Here is a 15,541-nt window from a genome sequence, read left to right as displayed (position 1 = left end):
CGTCCGTCTATAAAGGCGTCCATGTCCACCCCCGCCAGCCCCGCCGCCAGCCAGGCCCCCCCCGTCCGCCGCGGGCTGCGCCGGCTGGTCCCGCGCTCGCTGTTCGCGCGCGTCACGCTGATCATCGTGGTCGGCCTCGCGATCGCGCAGGCCCTGACCTTCGGCGCGATCGACTACGAGCGCGGCCTCGCGATGCGCGAGCTGATGATGATCGGCATCGAGCGCGACATCGCGAGCTCGGTGGCACTGCTCGACCGCCTGCCGGCCGGCGAGCGCGCGGACTGGCTGGCGCGGCTGGAGCGGCGCAACTACCACTTCACGCTCGGCGGCGAGGCCGGCGGCGGCACGCCGGCCTCGGCCTCGCTGCGCCAGTTCGGCGAGGCCATCATGGAAGCCATGCGCCCGTTCGAGATCGTGAAGATCGGCGAGGTCGGCAACCCCGCCGGCGGCCTGGAGATCCAGGTGCGGCTGCACGACGGCTCGGCGCTGATCGTGCATGCGCGCCGCGTCGACATGCCGATGTCGCCCTGGCTGATGTGGGGCATGGCGGTCCAGCTGCTGGTGCTCGCGTTGTGTGCCTGGGCCGCGGTGCGGCTGGTCACGCGGCCGCTGGCGCAGCTGGCGAGCGCGGCCGACGAGCTCGGGCCCGACCTCAAGGGCCGGCCGCTCGACGAGCACGGCCCGAGCGAGGTGGCCCATGCCGCGCGCGCCTTCAATGCAATGCAGCAGCGCATCTCGGGCTACATGTCGGAGCGCGTCGAGATCCTGGCCGCGATCTCGCACGACCTGCAGACGCCGATCACGCGCATGCGGCTGCGCACCGAGCTGATGGACGCCACGCCCGAGCGCGACAAGTTCCGCCAGGACCTCGACGCGATGAAGTCGCTGGTGCGCGAGGGCGTGACCTATGCGCGCACGCTGCACGGCGCGACCGAGCCGCCGCTGCGCGTGGATGCCGATGCGCTGGTGCAGAGCATGCTCGCCGACTACGAGGACGCCGGCCAGCCGGTGCGGCTCGAGGGCCGCGCCGGCGCGCCGATCGTGACCCGGCCCAACGCATTGCGCCGCATCCTCGCCAACCTGATCGACAACGCGCTCAAGTTCGGCACCGAGGTCAGCGTGCGCGTGCAGCCCGAGGCCGCGGGCGGCCAGCTGCGCATCGCGGTGGTCGACAACGGCCCGGGCATCCCGGCCGACGAGCTCGACGCGGTGCTCAAGCCCTTCTACCGCGTCGAGAGCTCGCGCAACCGCGACACCGGCGGCACCGGCCTGGGCCTGGCGATCGCGCAGCAGCTCGCGACCGCGATGGGCGCGCAGCTGCGGCTGGCCAACCGGCCCGAGGGCGGGCTCGAGGCCAGCCTGCTGCTGGGCACGCGGCCCGCGCCGGGCGACTGAGCGCACACAACCCACCACGGCGACACCCGACGGCGGCCCCGCGACGCGAGGCCGCGGGGGATGCGCACGCCCCTTCCCCACCGATCCATCCACGACCCAACCAGGAGCGCCACCATGCTCGTTCTCATCGTTGCCTACCTCGGCGGGGTGCTCACCATCCTGAGCCCCTGCATCCTGCCGGTGCTGCCCTTCGTGTTCGCGCGCGCCGACCGCCCGTTCCGCTCGCACGGCCTGCCGATGCTCGCGGGCATGGCGCTGGCCTTCGCGGCCGTCGCCACCCTCGCGGCCGTGGGCGGCGGCTGGGTGGTGGCGCTCAACGAGTGGGGGCGCTACGCGGCGATCGCGCTGCTCGCGCTGTTCGGCCTCACGCTGCTGCTGCCCGCGCTGGCCGACCGGCTGAGCCGGCCGCTGGTGGCGCTCGGCTTGCGGCTGGCCGACGCGCCCACCGGCGGCTCGGTGTTCTCGCCGCTGCTGCTGGGCGTGGGCACGGGCCTGCTGTGGGCGCCCTGCGCGGGCCCGATCCTGGGACTGATCCTGACCGGCGCCGCGCTCAACGGCGCCAGCGCCGGCACCTCGCTGCTGCTCCTGGCCTACGCGGCCGGCGCCTGCACCTCGCTGGCGGGTGCGCTGCTGTTCGGCCACCGGATGTTCGCGCGCATGAAGGCCTCGCTGCGCACCGGCGAATGGCTGCGCCGCGCGGCCGGCGCCGCGGTGCTCGCGGGCGTGGGCGCGATCGCGCTCGGGCTGGACACCGGCCTGCTGAGCCGGCTCTCGGGCGGCGGCACCAACGCGCTCGAACAGGCGCTGCTCGACCGCCTCGGCCCGCCGAAGCCCGCCGTGCCGCAGTCCGCGCGTCAGGACCGCGGCGGCCTGATGCTGACCAGCGCCGAAGCCCCCGCGCCCGTCCCCGCCTTCACGCCGCGCCCTTTGCGCGACCAGGGCCCGTTCCCCGCGCTGGCCGGCGCCACCGAATGGATCAACTCGCCGCCGCTCACGCCCGAGGCGCTGCGCGGCAAGGTGGTGCTGGTCGACTTCTGGACCTACTCCTGCATCAACTGCCTGCGCACCCTGCCCTACCTGCGCGCCTGGGCCGAGAAGTACAAGGACGCCGGCCTCGTGGTGGTGGGCGTGCACACGCCCGAGTTCGCGTTCGAGAAGCGCCCGGCCAACGTGCGCCGCGCGGTCAAGGACCTCGGGATCGGCTTCCCGGTCGCGGTCGACAGCGACTACGCGATCTGGCGCGCCTTCGGCAACCAGGCCTGGCCGGCCTTCTATTTCGTCGACGCGCAGGGGCGCATCCGCCACCAGCTGTCCGGCGAGGGCCAGTACGCGAAGTCGGAGCAGGTGATCCAGCAGCTGCTGGCCGAGGCCGGGCAAACGCGCGTGGCGGCCGCGGGGCTGGTCGCGCCGCAGGGCCTGGGCACGCAGGCCGCGCCCGGCGCCGAGCCCGTGCGCTCGGGCGAGACCTACATCGGCCAGGAACGCGCCGAGGGCTTCGCCTCGCCGGGCGGGCTGGTCGCGGGCCGCACCCATGCCTACCAGGTGCCGGCCGCTCTGCGCATCAACCAGTGGGCGCTGGCGGGCGACTGGGCGGTCGATGCCGAGCGCGCGGTGCTCGCGCGCCCGGGCGGGCGCATCGCCTACCGCTTCCAGGCGCGCGACCTGCACCTGGTGCTCGGCCCCGCGGCCGACGGCAAGCCGGTGCGCTTTCGCGTGCGCATCGACGGCCAGCCGCCGCTGGCCGACCACGGCTTCGACACCGACGCGCAAGGCGTGGGCACGGTCGACGCGCAGCGGCTCTACCAGCTGGTGCGCCAGCAGCAGGGCGCGCGCGAGCGGCTGTTCGAGATCGAGTTCCTCGACCCCGGCGCGCAGGCCTATGCCTTCACCTTCGGCTGAAGCCGGCGCGGCGGTTCAGAATGGGTAGTGCCGCGGCGTGGTCTGCACCGTGAGCCAGCGCAGCTCGGTGAAGGCTTCCACGCCGGCCTTGCCGCCGAAACGGCCGTAGCCCGAGGCCTTCACGCCGCCGAAGGGCATCTGCGCCTCGTCGTGCACCGTGGGGCCGTTGACGTGGCAGATGCCGGCCTCGATGCGGCGCGCCACGTTCCAGGCGCGCGCGATGTCGCGGCCGAACACGGCCGACGAGAGGCCGAAAGCGTTGTCGTTGGCGGTGGCGATCGCGGCCTCGGTATCGGCCACGCGCACGATGGCCTTGAGCGGACCGAAGGTCTCCTCGCCGTAGACGCGCATCGCGGGCGTCACGCGGTCGAGCACCGTGGCCGGCATCAGCGTGTTCCCGGCGCGGCCGCCGCACACCAGCACCGCGCCCTGGGCCAGCGCATCGTCGATCAATGCGTTGCAGCGCTCCACGGTCGCCATGTCGACCACCGAGCCCAGCACCACCGGGCCCTCGCGCGGGTCGCCCAGCGGCAGGCTCTTCGCGCGCGCAGCGAACCTGGAAACGAACGCGTCGGCGATGCGCTCGTCGAGCACGATGCGCTCGGTCGACATGCAGATCTGGCCCGAGTTGGCGAAGGCGCCGAACACGGCGGCGTCGACCGCGGCGTCGATGTCGGCATCGTCGAGCACCACGAAGGGCGCCTTGCCGCCAAGTTCGAGCACGGCGGGCTTGATGTGGCGCGCGCAGGTCTGCGCGATCAGCCGGCCCACGCGCGTGGAGCCGGTGAAGTTGACGCGCCGCACCGCCGGGTGCGCGACGATCGCCTCGACCACCTCGGCCGCGTCGGCCGGCGCGTTGGTCACGAAGTTCACCGTGCCCGGCGGCAGGCCGGCGTCGTGCAGCGCATCGACGATCAGCGCATGGGTCTGCGGGCACAGCTCCGAGCCCTTGAACACCACCGTGTTGCCGCAGGCCAGCGGCGTGGCGAGCGCGCGCACGCCGAGGATCACGGGCGCGTTCCACGGCGCGATGCCGAGCACCACGCCGGCCGCCTGGCGCACGCCCATCGCGAGGCTGCCGGGCACGTCGGAGGGAATCACCTCGCCGCCGATCTGGGTGGTGAGCGCGGCCGCCTCGGTCAGCAGCCCGGCCGCGAGGTGCACGTTGAAGCCGGCCCACAGCGCCGAGGCGCCGGTCTCGCGCGCCATCGCCTGCACGAAGTCGTCGTGGCGCGCCTCGATCGCCTGCGCGGCCTTCAACAGCAGCGCGCGGCGCTCGCCGGGGCCGGTCTGCGACCAGGCGGCGAAGGCCTGCTGCGCGGCCTCGACGGCGGCGACGGCATCGCGCGCGGTGGCGGCGGGCGCGCGCGTGGCGACGGCGCCATCGAGCGGGTTGCGGCGCTCGAAGACGGCGCCGCCTTCGGCCGGACGGCGTTCGCCGCCGATGCGCATGAGGATGTCGGTCATGGGGAAGTCCTTGGCTGGAAGAAAGAAGGTTCAGGCGACGCCGAGGTAGGCCTGGCGCACCGCGTCGGAATCGAGCAGCGCGCGGGCCTCGCCCGCGGCCACGATGCGGCCGCGCTCGAGCACGTAGCCGCGGTCGGCGGCCTGCAGTGCCTTGCGCACGTTCTGCTCGACCATCAGCACGGTCACGCCCTGGTCCGCGATGCGGCGCACGATGGCCAGCAGCTCGTCGACCATGCGCGGCGCGAGGCCCAGCGAGGGCTCGTCGAGCATCAGGAGGCGCGGCCCGCTCATCATGGCGCGCGCCACCGCCACCATCTGCTGCTCGCCGCCGCTCATGGTGCCGGCCAGTTGCCTCGCGCGTTCGCGCAGCCGCGGGAAGTCGTCGAAGGCGCGCGCCAGCCGCTCGGCGCGCAGCGCGGCGGGCACCAGCCAGCCGCCGAGCTCGAGGTTCTCGGTCACCGTCATCTGCGCGAACAGTTGGCGGCCCTCGGCCACCAGCGCCATGCCGCGGCGCACGCAGGCGGTGGCATCGCCCGCGGGCAGCGCCACGCCGTCGAGCAGCGCCTCGCCGCGGCGCGGCAGCAGGCCGGCCAGCGCCTTCAGCAGCGTGGTCTTGCCGGCGCCGTTGGGGCCCAGCACCACGGTCACGCCGGGCTGGGCCTCGAGATCGAGCCCCTGCACCACCTCGAAGCCGTGGTAGCCGGCGCGCAGGCCGCGCACGGCGAGGCGGCTGCCTTCGTTCGATGCAACGCTCATGCCGTGGCCTCCATCTCGTCGCCCAGGTAGGCCTCGATCACCTCCGCGTTGCGCACCACCTCGGCGGGCGTGCCGTCGGCGATCTTGCGGCCCTGGTGCAGCACCAGCACGCGCTCGACGTACTTCAGCAGGGTGGTCACCGCATGCTCGATCCACACCACGGTGAGCCCGTGCGCGTCGCGCAGCCGGCGGATGCGCTGCGCCATGGCCTCGACCTCGGCCTCGGTGAGCCCGGCCGCGACCTCGTCGAGCAGCAGCACGCGCGGCCGCGTGCCGAGCGCCATGCCGATCTCGAGCAGCCGCTGCTGCGAGGGCGTGACCTCGGCCGCGAGCCGGTCGGCGAACGCGCCCAGGCCCAGCATGTCGAGGATCTCCCCCACGCTCGCGAGGCCCGGCAGCGGCGCGCGGTGCCGGCCCGCGAACTGCATGCCGAAACGCACGTTGTCTTCGAGGCTCATGCCGGCCATCACGCGCGGCGTCTGGAAGGTGCGCGCGATGCCGTGCGCCGCGAAGCGGTGCGGGCCGCGGCGCGTGAGGTCGATGCCGTCCTCCACCAGCAGCTGCCCGCCGGTGGGCATCACCACGCCCGAGATGGCGTTGAAGAAGGTGGTCTTTCCCGCGCCGTTGGGACCGATGATGCCGACCAGTTCGCCGGCATGCAGCGCGACGCTGACCGCGTCGACGGCGGTGAGGCCGCCGAAGCGCACGCTGACCTCGCGCGCCTCGAGCAGCAGGGGTCGCGCGGCCTCAGACATGGCGCACTCCCTTCGCCTTGCGCCGCCACAGCGACGCCAGCCCCTCGGGCAGGTACATCACGCACAGGATCAGCAGCAGCCCCAGCACCATCATGTAGCCGTAGGGCAGCTGCAGCCGCAGGGTCTCGGACAGCACGCTGAACACCACGGCCGCGAGCACCGGCCCGCCGATGCTGGCGGCGCCGCCGATCATCGCGATCAGCACGGTCTGGAAGCCGATGAAGGGGCTGAAGACGGCGGCCGGCTCGATGTAGGTCCAGCGCACCGCCATCGCCGCGCCGACCGCGCCCGCGAAGGCCGCGGTGAGCGCGAAGCCGGCGATCTTCACGCGCCGCGTGTCCACGCCCAGGGTCTGGGCGCGCTGCTCGTCGGCGCCGATGCCCGCGAGCGCGAGACCGAAGCGGCTGCGCTTCACGGCCATCGCGGTGGCGATCGCGAGCACGGCGATCGCGAGCACCGTGAGGTAGACCGTCTCGTTGGACGGCACCTCGGTCAGCACCCGGCCCACCGTGCCCGAGACCTGCTTCTCGACGAAGGTCAGCGCATGCCGGATCAGCTCGGTCATGCCGAAGGTCAGCACCGCGAAGTAGGTGCCGCGCAGGTGCAGCACGGCCGCGCCCATCAGCAGCGCGACCGCGCTCGCGATGGTGGCACCGCCGAGGATCACCAGCGGCCAGGGCAGCACGTCGAGCAGCACGGCGCTGGCATAGGCGCCGAGGCCGAAGAAGGCCGAGGTGGCGAGCGAGAGGTAGCGCGTGGCGCCGCAGAACAGCGACCAGCTCGTGGCCAGCGCGATGTACATCAGGCAGCCCAGCGCCACCGAGCTCAGGAACTCGCTGGCGACCCAGGGCACGCAGGCGGCGAGCGCGGCGGCGGCGCCGAGCAGCAGCCACGGCCGCGCGGAAGAAGAGGACAGGGAACTCATCGCGAGAACAATCCATTGGGCCGCCAGATCAGCACGCCGATGAACACGGCGTACGACAGCAGCATCTTGAGCGAGGGGCTGGTGAAGTACATGCCCAGCGCCTCGACCACGCCGAGCAGCAGGCCGCCGACCAGGCTGCCGGCGATGCTGCCGAAGCCGCCGAGCGTGATGACGATCAGCGCGGTCACGGTGTAGGGCTCGCCCATCGAGGGCGAGATCTCGTAGGTCATCGACAGCAGCGCGCCGGCCACGCCCGAGAGGCCCAGGCCGATGCCGAACATCAGCGGATGCAGCCGCCGGGTGTTGATGCCGACCAGTTGCGCGCCGGTGGGCGACTGCATCAGCGCGCGCACCGCCTTGCCCAGCAGGGTGCGCTTGAGCAGCGCCACCAGCACCAGGCTCAGCGCGAGCGCCACGCCGAACAGCACCAGCTTGTTGGCCGTGAAGCGCATCGCGCCGAGCTGCACCGGCTCGGCCAGGTAGTCGTAGCCGCGCAGGTCGCCGCCCCACACCAGCAGCGCGGTGTTCTGCACCAGGAACATCAGGCCGAAGCCGACCATCAGGCTGCGCGCCTCGAACACCTCGACGTTGGGCGCGCGTGCCGCCACCTGCCGAAAGCACAGCCAGTGCACCGCCATGCCCAGCGCCATCAGCAGCGCGAAGGCCACCGGCACGAACAGCAGCGGCGAGATGCCCAGCGCGGTGTGGGCCCACCAGGTCAGGAAGGCGCCGAGCATCAGGAACTCGCCGTGCGAGATGTTCATGATGCGCATCAGCCCGTACTGCAGGTTCAGGCCGATGGCCACCAGCGCGTAGATGCCGCCCGAGATCAATCCGCCGGCCAGCAGCTCGGCCCATCCTCCGAAGGACATGCGGCTACTTCCAGGCCGGCTTGGGCGCCAGCTGCGCGGTGGCGCGGTCCTTCGGCCACACGACCTCGAACTCGCCGCCCTGCCATTGCGCGACGGTGCCGGGCACCGAGGCGTTCTCGCTGCCCTCGAAGCGGATCGGCCCGAGGATGGTCCCGAACTCGGTCTTCGCGATGTGCTCGCGCAGCGCCTTGCGGTCCAGCCCCACGCTGGCCACCGCCTGCTGCAGGATCTCGAGGCCGGCCCAGGCATGGCCGCTGGCCCAGCGGTCGGGCTCCTTGCCGAACTTCTTCGTGTGGGCGTCGAAGTAGGCCTTGGCGCCGGGGCTGGTCTTGCCGTTCCACGAGCCCATGCCGATCACGCCCTCGGTGTTGGCGGCCATCACGTTCTTGTACAACTGGAAGGCGGTGCCGACCGAGGCATAGAAGAACTTCGGGTTGAAGCCCACCTCGCGCGCCTGGCGGCTCGCGAGGATGGTGTCGGGCGGATAGGTGATGCCGATGAAGGCATCGGGATTCAGGTCCTTGATGCCGCGCAGCACCGGCGCCAGGTCCTTCACGCCGAGCGGATAGCTCTTGCGCTCCACCACCTGGATCTGCGTCTTCTTGAGCGCGTTGTTGAGCGCGGCGAAGTTCTCGAGGCCGAACAGGTCGTCCATGTAGACGATGGCCACGGTCTTCGCGCCCTGGGCCACCAGCAGGTCGACCAGCGCGCCCATCATCTTGTCGGGCTGCTGCAGCAGCGAGAAGAAGTACGGCAGCCGCATGTCGATGAGCTTGCGCGACAGCGCGGTGGGCGCGAGCAGCGGATAGCCGAGGCGGTTGGCCAGCGGCGCGACCGCGAAGTTGGCGCCCGAGCCCCAGGGCGGCAGCACCAGGTCGACCTTGTCGCTGCCCATGAGCTTCTCGAAGGTGCGCACGCAGGTCTCGGTCTCGCTGCGGTCGTCGTAGCCGATCAGCTCGATCGGACGCCTGGCGCCGCCCTTCACCGCAAGGCCGCCGGCCGCGTTGACCTGCTCGGCCCACAGCAGGTAGTTGGGCTCCTGGCTCACCTGCGCGCCCGCGGCCCAGGGACCGGTGCGGGCGATGGCATAGCCGATGCGCACCGGCGCGCCCTGCTGGGCGAACAGGCGCGGCGCCATGGCGGCGGCGCCGAGCGCGGCGGCGCCCTGGATCCAGCGGCGGCGAGGGGTGTGGAACACGGCGGTCTCCTTCGATGTTCGGGGGTCATGCGGCGCCCGGTGCGAGCGCCCCGGCATCGTAGGAACGGCACCGCGCGGACGCTGTGCCGGCGGTGCACAAAGCGCTTGTCCCAGCGTGCAGCCGGCTAGTGGTTAACCCGCAAGGCGAGGCGGCGCCCGCGCGGCCCACAATGGGCGCCCCATCCACCCCCAATGCCTCCCGCCGCGCCATGACCGCATCGCAGTTGCTGTCGACCGACGAAGTGCCGCCGCGCGAGCGCGGCCCGGCGTGGTGCGAGTGGGTGTACCGCCACTTCGGCGGCCTGGGCTCCGACCTCTACGGCGACGAGGTGCCGTTCGACGGCCACCTGGCGGCCTCGCGCGCGGGCGACGTGATCCTCACGCGCCTCGAGGCCAACCGCCACCGGGTGCTGCGCACCGCGCAGATGGCGCGCCTGAGCGACGCGGCCTACCTGAAGATCGTGGCGCCCTGGCAGGGCTCGGCCGAGGTGGTGCAGAAGGGCCGCGCGGCGGCGGTGCGCTCGGGCGGCTGGACGCTCTACGACACCACGCTCGACTACACGGTGGCCAACCCCGAGCGCAGCGACCACCTGATCGTGATGCTGCCCAAGGAACAGCTGGCCCTGCCCTCGCTGCCGCTCGCGCAGCTGGTGGCGCGGCGCATCGGCGGCACCAGCGGCATCTCGCGCGTGGCGCTCGAGACCATGCGCAGCACCTACCAGGAGCTGCCCTCGATGAGCGAGGCGGCCGCGCGCGGTGCGGGCGAGCTGCTGATCCAGCTGGTGCGGCTGTCGCTGATGGAGCTGGCCGGCCAGCACACGCAGCAGACCCAGCGCGAGGCGCTGGCCGACCGCATCCGCCACCACGTGGCGCAGAACCTGCACGACCCGGCCCTGTCGGTCGAGGGCATCGCGCAGGCGCTGCGCTGCAGCAAGCGGCTGCTGCACGGCGCCTTCGCCGATGGCGAGGACACGCTCGCGGGCTACATCCAGCAGCAGCGGCTGGCCGCCAGCATCCGCGCGCTGCGCGACCCGGCACGCGTGGCCGAGCCCGTGACCGCCATCGCGCTCGCGGCCGGCTTCGTGAACCTCTCGCACTTCAGCCGCGTGTTCCGCGCCCACACGGGCCTGAGCCCGAGCGATTTCCGGCGCCAGGCACTCGGCTGAAGCCGGCGGTCCGCGGCGCTGCGGATAATGGTCGCCTCCCCCGCCCCCACCGCAGACGCCATGACCCTGTCCGCCTACCTGCTGTTCCTGCCGGCCTGCTTCGCCATCAACATGGCGTTCGGCCCCAACAACCTGCTCTCGGTGAGCAACGGCGCGCGCTACGGCATCGCGCAGGCCGTGACCGCCGCGGCCGGCCGCCTGGTCGCCTTCGCGCTGATGATCGCGATCGCCGGCCTGGGCATGGGCGCGGTGCTGGTCGCCTCCGAGCTGGCCTTCGACATCGTCAAGTGGATCGGCGCCGCCTACCTCGTGTGGATCGGCATCCGGCTGCTGCGCGCGCCCGCGCCCGAACTGGCGCAGCAGGCGCGCGAGCTCGCGGGCCCGCCGCCGATGCGCGTGCTGGTGCGGCAGGAGTTCACCGTCGCCGCGGGCAACCCGAAGGCGATCCTGGTGTTCACCGCCTTCTTCCCGCAGTTCGTGGTGCCGGGCGCCTATGCCTCGAGCTACCTGCTGCTGGGCCTGACCTTCCTGGTCTTCGAGGTGGTGGCGATCGCGCTCTATGCGCTGCTCGGCGCGCGCATGCGCCGGCTGGCCGGCGGCAGCCGCGCGATGCGCTGGTTCAACCGCGTGAGCGGCAGCATGATGATCGGCTTCGGCTGCCTGCTGGCGCTGACGCGGCGGCCGAGCTGATCGACGCCCGCCCTCTTTTCCAGCTTCAAGCCTTCAGGTACTCGGCCTTGGTGCCGAGCCAGCGGTCGATGTGCCGCCGCGCCAGCTCGGGATGCTGCTCGAGCATGCGCGGCGCGAGTTCGCGCGCCCAGTCGAGCAGCAAGGTGTCGGTCGTGAGGTCGGCGAAGCGCAGCAGCGGCGCGCCCGACTGGCGCGCGCCGAGGAACTCGCCGGGCCCGCGGATCTCGAGGTCGCGGCGCGCGATCTCGAAGCCGTCGCTGGTCTCTGCCATCGCGCGCAGCCGCGCGCGCGCCGCCTCGCCGACGCGGCCGCTGTCGCCGGGCGCATAGAGCAGCACGCAGGCCGAGGCCGCCGCGCCGCGGCCCACGCGCCCGCGCAGCTGGTGCAGCTGCGACAGGCCGAAGCGCTCGGCATGCTCGATCACCATCAGCGAGGCATTGGGCACGTCCACGCCGACCTCGATCACCGTGGTGCTCACCAGCACGTGCATCTGGTTGGCGGTGAAGGCCGCCATCACCGCCTGCTTCTCGGCCGTGGGCATGCGCGAATGCAGCAGGCCGACGTTGACCTGCGGCCCGAGCAGGTCGGCCAGCTCGTCGCGCGTGGCGGTGGCGTTGCGCAGGTCGACCGCCTCGCTCTCCTCGATCAGCGGGCAGACCCAGTAGACCTGCCGGCCCTGCTCGATCTGCGACTGGATGCGCGCGATCACCTCGTCGCGCCGGTGCTCGGCCACCAGCCGCGTGACGATCGGCGTGCGGCCCGGCGGCAGCTCGTCGAGCGTGGAGACGTCGAGGTCGGCGTAGTAGCTCATCGCGAGCGTGCGCGGGATCGGCGTGGCGCTCATCATCAGCAGGTGCGGCTCGAGCTCGTCGCGCGCCTTGCCGCGCAGCGCCAGCCGCTGCGCCACGCCGAAGCGGTGCTGCTCGTCGATGATCGCCAGCGCGAGGTTGTGGAAGCGCACCTTCTCGGAGATCACGGCATGGGTGCCGATCACCAGCGCGGCCTCGCCGCTCTCGACCGCCGCGCCCATGGCGTCGCGCTCCTTCTTCTTCTGGCTGCCGGTGAGCCAGGCCACGCGCAGGCCGCGCTCGGCCAGCAGCGGATCGAGCCAGCCGACCAGCTTGCCGAAATGCTGGGCCGCGAGGATCTCGGTCGGCGCCATCAGCGCGCACTGGAAGCCCGCGTCGATGCAGCGCGCCGCCGCGAGCGCGGCCACCACCGTCTTGCCCGAGCCCACGTCGCCCTGCAGCAGCCGGTGCATCGGCAGCTCGCGCCCGAGATCGCGCGCGATCTCCTCGCCCACGCGCGCCTGCGCGCCGGTCAGGCCGAAGGGCAGCACGGCCAGCAGCGCGTCGTGCAGCGAGCCCTTGCCGCCGAGGGGCGCGGCCGCCATGTCGAGCATCGGCGCGCGCTGCGCCGCGCGCTCCATGCGCGCCTGCATCTGCGACAGCTGCTGCGCCAGCAGCTCCTCGGCCTTGATGCGCTGCCAGGCCGGGTGGCTGTGGTCCTCGAGCGTGGCCATCGCCACGTCGGGCGTCGGGTAGTGCAGGAAGCTCAGCGAGGCGCGCAGGTCCCAGGCGCCGCGCAGGCCGATCTGCACCGGGATGGTCTCGTCGAGCACCGCGCGCGCGAGGCCCGAGCGCACCTCGCGCCGCAGCACCGGCTGCGCGAGGCCGGCCACGGTCGGATAGACCGGCGTGAGCGCCTCGGGCAGCGCGGTGCCCGCGGCCTTGACCGTGGGATGCATCATCTGCCGCCCGACGAAGCCGCCGCGCACCTCGCCGCGCACGCGCACTCGCGCGCCCACCGCGAGCTGCTTCTGCTGCGAGGGATAGAAGTTGAAGAAGCGCAGCTGGCAGGTCTCGCCGCCGTCGTCGATGGTCACGATGAGCTGGCGCCGCGGCCGGTAGGCCACCTCGGCCTCGGTCACCACGCCCTCGATCTGCGCGGTGTCGCCGTCGCGCGTGTCGGCCAGCCGCACCACCCGGGTCTCGTCCTCGTAGCGCATCGGCAGGTAGAGCGCGAAGTCGATGTCGCGCACCAGGCCGAGTTTGCGCAGCGCGCGCTGCACCACGCTGAGGCCGCTGCCCGGTGGCCCGGCCGGGGCGGCGGGAGCAGCGGGTGCAGACGTGGCGGCGCCCGGTGCGCTCGGCGCGGCGGCGGGTGTGGAGGCTTTCTTCTTGGCGGGCACGGACAGGTCTTCTAGCGTGGACGGCAAAGGTCCGTCAAGGCGCCGCGCGCATCGGGAAACATGAACTGGAAGCCGCCGCGCAGCAGCCGCGCGGGCACCACGCGCTGGCCTTCGAGCAGCAGGTCGGCCTGCTCGCCGAGCAGCAGCTTCACGGGCGCCGCGGGCGTGGGCATCCAGCAGGGGCGATGCAGCACCTCGGCCGCGACGCGCGTGAAGTCGTGCTGGCTCAGCGCCTGCGGCGCGGTCACGTTGAAGGCCTGCGCGGCCGGCGTGCCAGCTTCGCGTTCGATCTGGGTCCAGGCATGCGCGAGCGCGCGCACCAGGTCGTGCACATGCACCCACGACAGCCACTGCCGCCCGCTGCCCAGCCGCCCGCCGACACCGAGCCGCACCGGCAGCAGCAGCTGCGGCAGCGAGCCCTGGTGGCCCAGCACGAAGCCGAAGCGCATGCAGGCCACCTGCACGCCCAGCGCGACCGCGGCCTGCGCCGCCTGTTCCCAGCGCTGGCACAGGCGCGACATGAAGATGTCCTGCGGCGGCGCCTCCTCGTCGAGCGCGGTGGCATCGCCCTGCGGCTGCACGCCGTAGTAGCCGATGGCCGAGCCCGACAGCAGCAGCCAGGGCTTGCGCGGGCGCGCGGCCATCCATTCGACCAGCTGCCGCGTCAGGCCCTCGCGGCTGGCCAGCAGCTGGCGCTGGCGCCGCTCGCTCCAGCGCGCGCCGAGGATGCGCGCGCCCGCGAGGTTGACCACCACCTCGATCTCCTCGGCCGCGGGCAGCTCGGCCAGCGACTGCACGCAGCGGACCGCGCCGCCGAAGTTCCAGGCCGCCGCGCGCGCATCGCGCGTCCACACCGTGACCGCATGGCCGTCGGCCAGCAGGTGGCGCACGAGGATCTGGCCGATGAAGCCGGTGCCGCCCGTGACCAGCACGCGCCGCGGCCGCGCGCCGAAGCGCACCGGCGCCTCGGTCTCGCGCACCCGCGCCTGGCGCCGGCGCCGTCGCAGCGCGCGCGCCGCGAAGGCATCGCGCAGTCCCGACACGCCCACCCCCACGCCGCACAGCGCGAGGAAGGCGCCGAGCCAGCCCTGCGGCTGCCAGGCGAGCGCGGTCGGCTCGGCGGCCCAGCCGACCGCCGCCAGCGCCAGCAGCGCGATGAAGGCGCCCGCGTTGATCGCCAGCACCGTGTGCGTGACACGCTCGGTGGCCGGCAGCAGGCGGCTGCGGTCCTCGACCACGAAGTCCCACAGCGTGAGCACGATCTCGACGCCGAACACGGCGAGCAGCACCCAGGCCCAGGCGCCATGCCAGGCCCAGGACGAGAGGCCGATGAACAGCAGGCAGTAGATCGACGAACGCGTCGCGTGGATCGCAAGCTCGCGCCCGGCCGAGGCGCGCCGCGGCAGCGCCTCGGTGCCCTCGTGGTGGTAGAGCGTGTCGAAGGCGCCGAGCGCGCCCTGGGCCGCCATCAGCTGCAGCGCCAGCAGGTGCGTGTCGATCATGCGGGGGCGGACACTTCCTCGAACACGCCGACCTGGGTGAAGGTGGTGCCCATCAGCGGGTGGCGGATCTCGATACGGATGTTGAAGCGCTCGGGCGTCTCGTTGTGATGCCAGAGGAAGGTCTTGCCCGGCGTGAGCAGGCCCGGCAGCGGGATGCGCCGGCCGAACAGGTCCCAGAAGTAGCCGTCGCTCTGGAAATGCAGGCTGCCCTTCTCCACGCTGAGCACCAGCTTCATGCCCAGCCCCATGCCGACGTACTCGAGCACCTCGCCGCGCTCGCTCTCGCGCATGAAGCTGGTGAACTGGATCGGCCGGCGCCCGTGCAGCCGGTAGATGCGCTGCTTGTAGATCGCGGGGTCGCCGGGCTTCGCGTAGACCTGGATCTCGACCGGGAAGTCGGCGTCGCTGTAGGGGATCAGCGCGCCCTGGATCAACGGCTGCGTGAGATGGCCCAGCAGCCGGCCGAAGCGCGAGCAGCGCAGTTCGCTGAGCCGGCCGCGGTAGTGCAGTGCCTTGCCGGGCGAGGGGTTCTTGTCGAAGCGGCGGCGGATGTCGGCATGCAGGCCCTGCCAGGCGGCGCCGAGGATCTTCTTGAAGAGCTCGCCCTCGGAGGGCCCGGGCGCGGACCCGGCCTCCTGCGTGACGCGCGCTGCATGTGTATCGACCATGCGGCGATTCTGCCTCGCCGGCCCTCGCCCGACCCCGCGGCGGCGCCCGGTTTTCGC

General features: G+C 72.9%; 13 protein-coding genes. 4 read left to right on the top strand and 9 right to left on the bottom strand.

Annotated features, from left to right (window positions below; genetic code table 11):
• The first annotated feature begins 21 nt into the window (after positions 1-21).
• Together ACEN9J_RS22110 and ACEN9J_RS22105 are read left to right on the top strand one after the other, a co-directional pair.
• Positions 22-1,395, top strand: a complete 1,374-nt coding sequence (locus ACEN9J_RS22110; RefSeq protein ID WP_413762065.1) for an ATP-binding protein — start codon at positions 22-24, stop codon at positions 1,393-1,395.
• 114 nt (positions 1,396-1,509) lie between these two features.
• On the top strand, positions 1,510-3,294 hold the full coding sequence (locus tag ACEN9J_RS22105) for a cytochrome c biogenesis protein DipZ (RefSeq protein WP_413762064.1): 1,785 nt from the start codon (positions 1,510-1,512) through the stop codon (positions 3,292-3,294).
• Between the two features lie 15 nt (positions 3,295-3,309).
• Here the strand turns inward: ACEN9J_RS22105 and ACEN9J_RS22100 are convergent, their stop codons facing one another.
• Genes ACEN9J_RS22100 through ACEN9J_RS22075 form a run of 6 tightly spaced genes read right to left on the bottom strand, consistent with a single transcriptional unit; the run spans position 3,310 to position 9,207 of the window.
• Positions 3,310-4,761 (bottom strand): aldehyde dehydrogenase, encoded by a 1,452-nt coding sequence (locus tag ACEN9J_RS22100; protein ID WP_413762063.1) that lies wholly within the window; start codon positions 4,759-4,761, stop codon positions 3,310-3,312.
• Between the two features lie 30 nt (positions 4,762-4,791).
• Positions 4,792-5,517 carry an ABC transporter ATP-binding protein gene (locus tag ACEN9J_RS22095; RefSeq protein ID WP_413762062.1) on the bottom strand — a complete coding sequence of 242 codons (726 nt, stop codon included), beginning with the start codon at positions 5,515-5,517 and terminating at the stop codon, positions 4,792-4,794.
• Positions 5,514-6,272 carry an ABC transporter ATP-binding protein gene (locus tag ACEN9J_RS22090; RefSeq protein WP_413762061.1) on the bottom strand — a complete coding sequence of 253 codons (759 nt, stop codon included), beginning with the start codon at positions 6,270-6,272 and terminating at the stop codon, positions 5,514-5,516. Before ACEN9J_RS22090 ends, ACEN9J_RS22095 begins: the two co-directional genes overlap by 4 nt.
• Positions 6,265-7,197 (bottom strand): branched-chain amino acid ABC transporter permease, encoded by a 933-nt coding sequence (locus ACEN9J_RS22085; protein ID WP_413762060.1) that lies wholly within the window; start codon positions 7,195-7,197, stop codon positions 6,265-6,267. Before ACEN9J_RS22085 ends, ACEN9J_RS22090 begins: the two co-directional genes overlap by 8 nt.
• Entirely contained in the window at positions 7,194-8,069 is an 876-nt protein-coding gene (locus ACEN9J_RS22080; protein ID WP_261212896.1) for a branched-chain amino acid ABC transporter permease, read from the bottom strand. The genes ACEN9J_RS22085 and ACEN9J_RS22080 overlap by 4 nt, the downstream gene beginning before the upstream one ends.
• 4 nt (positions 8,070-8,073) lie before the next feature.
• Positions 8,074-9,207, bottom strand: coding sequence for an amino acid ABC transporter substrate-binding protein (locus ACEN9J_RS22075; RefSeq protein WP_413764592.1), 1,134 nt, complete (start codon positions 9,205-9,207; stop codon positions 8,074-8,076).
• A gap of 269 nt (positions 9,208-9,476) precedes the next feature.
• Between ACEN9J_RS22075 and ACEN9J_RS22070 the strand changes: the two genes are divergently transcribed.
• Positions 9,477-10,433: a helix-turn-helix domain-containing protein gene (locus tag ACEN9J_RS22070; protein ID WP_261212894.1), complete on the top strand. Its 957-nt coding sequence runs from the start codon at positions 9,477-9,479 to the stop codon at positions 10,431-10,433.
• Positions 10,434-10,493: 60 nt separating this feature from the next.
• A complete protein-coding gene (locus tag ACEN9J_RS22065; protein ID WP_208509744.1) occupies positions 10,494-11,123 on the top strand; it encodes a LysE family translocator in 630 nt (209 codons plus the stop codon).
• A 25-nt stretch (positions 11,124-11,148) separates the two neighbouring features.
• On the opposite strand, the gene recG is transcribed toward ACEN9J_RS22065, so the two are convergent.
• The 3 genes from recG to ACEN9J_RS22050 are packed head-to-tail and all read right to left on the bottom strand — an operon-like array spanning position 11,149 to position 15,484.
• The gene (gene recG, locus ACEN9J_RS22060; protein ID WP_413762059.1) at positions 11,149-13,314 is read right to left on the bottom strand and encodes an ATP-dependent DNA helicase RecG; all 2,166 of its coding nucleotides are present in this window, start codon (positions 13,312-13,314) and stop codon (positions 11,149-11,151) included.
• Positions 13,315-13,325: 11 nt separating this feature from the next.
• Positions 13,326-14,816, bottom strand: coding sequence for a TIGR01777 family oxidoreductase (locus ACEN9J_RS22055; RefSeq protein ID WP_413762058.1), 1,491 nt, complete (start codon positions 14,814-14,816; stop codon positions 13,326-13,328).
• Positions 14,813-15,484: a DUF4166 domain-containing protein gene (locus ACEN9J_RS22050; RefSeq protein WP_057596192.1), complete on the bottom strand. Its 672-nt coding sequence runs from the start codon at positions 15,482-15,484 to the stop codon at positions 14,813-14,815. The genes ACEN9J_RS22055 and ACEN9J_RS22050 overlap by 4 nt, the downstream gene beginning before the upstream one ends.
• Between the last annotated feature and the right edge of the window lie 57 nt (positions 15,485-15,541).

It is taken from the genome of Variovorax sp. Varisp41 (assembly GCF_047325085.1).
Classification (GTDB): domain Bacteria; phylum Pseudomonadota; class Gammaproteobacteria; order Burkholderiales; family Burkholderiaceae_C; genus Variovorax.
Note: the sequence above shows the minus strand (reverse complement) of the source record. Positions and strands in the feature narration are given on the sequence as shown.

Bases quoted from the DNA above. Each gene is read 5' to 3' on its own strand.
- ACEN9J_RS22110 (WP_413762065.1), top strand. From the start codon at position 22: ATGTCCACCCCCGCCAGCCCCGCCGCCAGCCAGGCCCCCCCCGTCCGC.
- ACEN9J_RS22105 (WP_413762064.1), top strand. From the start codon at position 1,510: ATGCTCGTTCTCATCGTTGCCTACCTCGGCGGGGTGCTCACCATCCTG.
- ACEN9J_RS22100 (WP_413762063.1), bottom strand. From the start codon at position 4,761: ATGACCGACATCCTCATGCGCATCGGCGGCGAACGCCGTCCGGCCGAA.
- ACEN9J_RS22095 (WP_413762062.1), bottom strand. From the start codon at position 5,517: ATGAGCGTTGCATCGAACGAAGGCAGCCGCCTCGCCGTGCGCGGCCTG.
- ACEN9J_RS22090 (WP_413762061.1), bottom strand. From the start codon at position 6,272: ATGTCTGAGGCCGCGCGACCCCTGCTGCTCGAGGCGCGCGAGGTCAGC.
- ACEN9J_RS22085 (WP_413762060.1), bottom strand. From the start codon at position 7,197: ATGAGTTCCCTGTCCTCTTCTTCCGCGCGGCCGTGGCTGCTGCTCGGC.
- ACEN9J_RS22080 (WP_261212896.1), bottom strand. From the start codon at position 8,069: ATGTCCTTCGGAGGATGGGCCGAGCTGCTGGCCGGCGGATTGATCTCG.
- ACEN9J_RS22075 (WP_413764592.1), bottom strand. From the start codon at position 9,207: ATGGCGCCGCGCCTGTTCGCCCAGCAGGGCGCGCCGGTGCGCATCGGC.
- ACEN9J_RS22070 (WP_261212894.1), top strand. From the start codon at position 9,477: ATGACCGCATCGCAGTTGCTGTCGACCGACGAAGTGCCGCCGCGCGAG.
- ACEN9J_RS22065 (WP_208509744.1), top strand. From the start codon at position 10,494: ATGACCCTGTCCGCCTACCTGCTGTTCCTGCCGGCCTGCTTCGCCATC.
- ACEN9J_RS22055 (WP_413762058.1), bottom strand. From the start codon at position 14,816: ATGATCGACACGCACCTGCTGGCGCTGCAGCTGATGGCGGCCCAGGGC.
- ACEN9J_RS22050 (WP_057596192.1), bottom strand. From the start codon at position 15,484: ATGGTCGATACACATGCAGCGCGCGTCACGCAGGAGGCCGGGTCCGCG.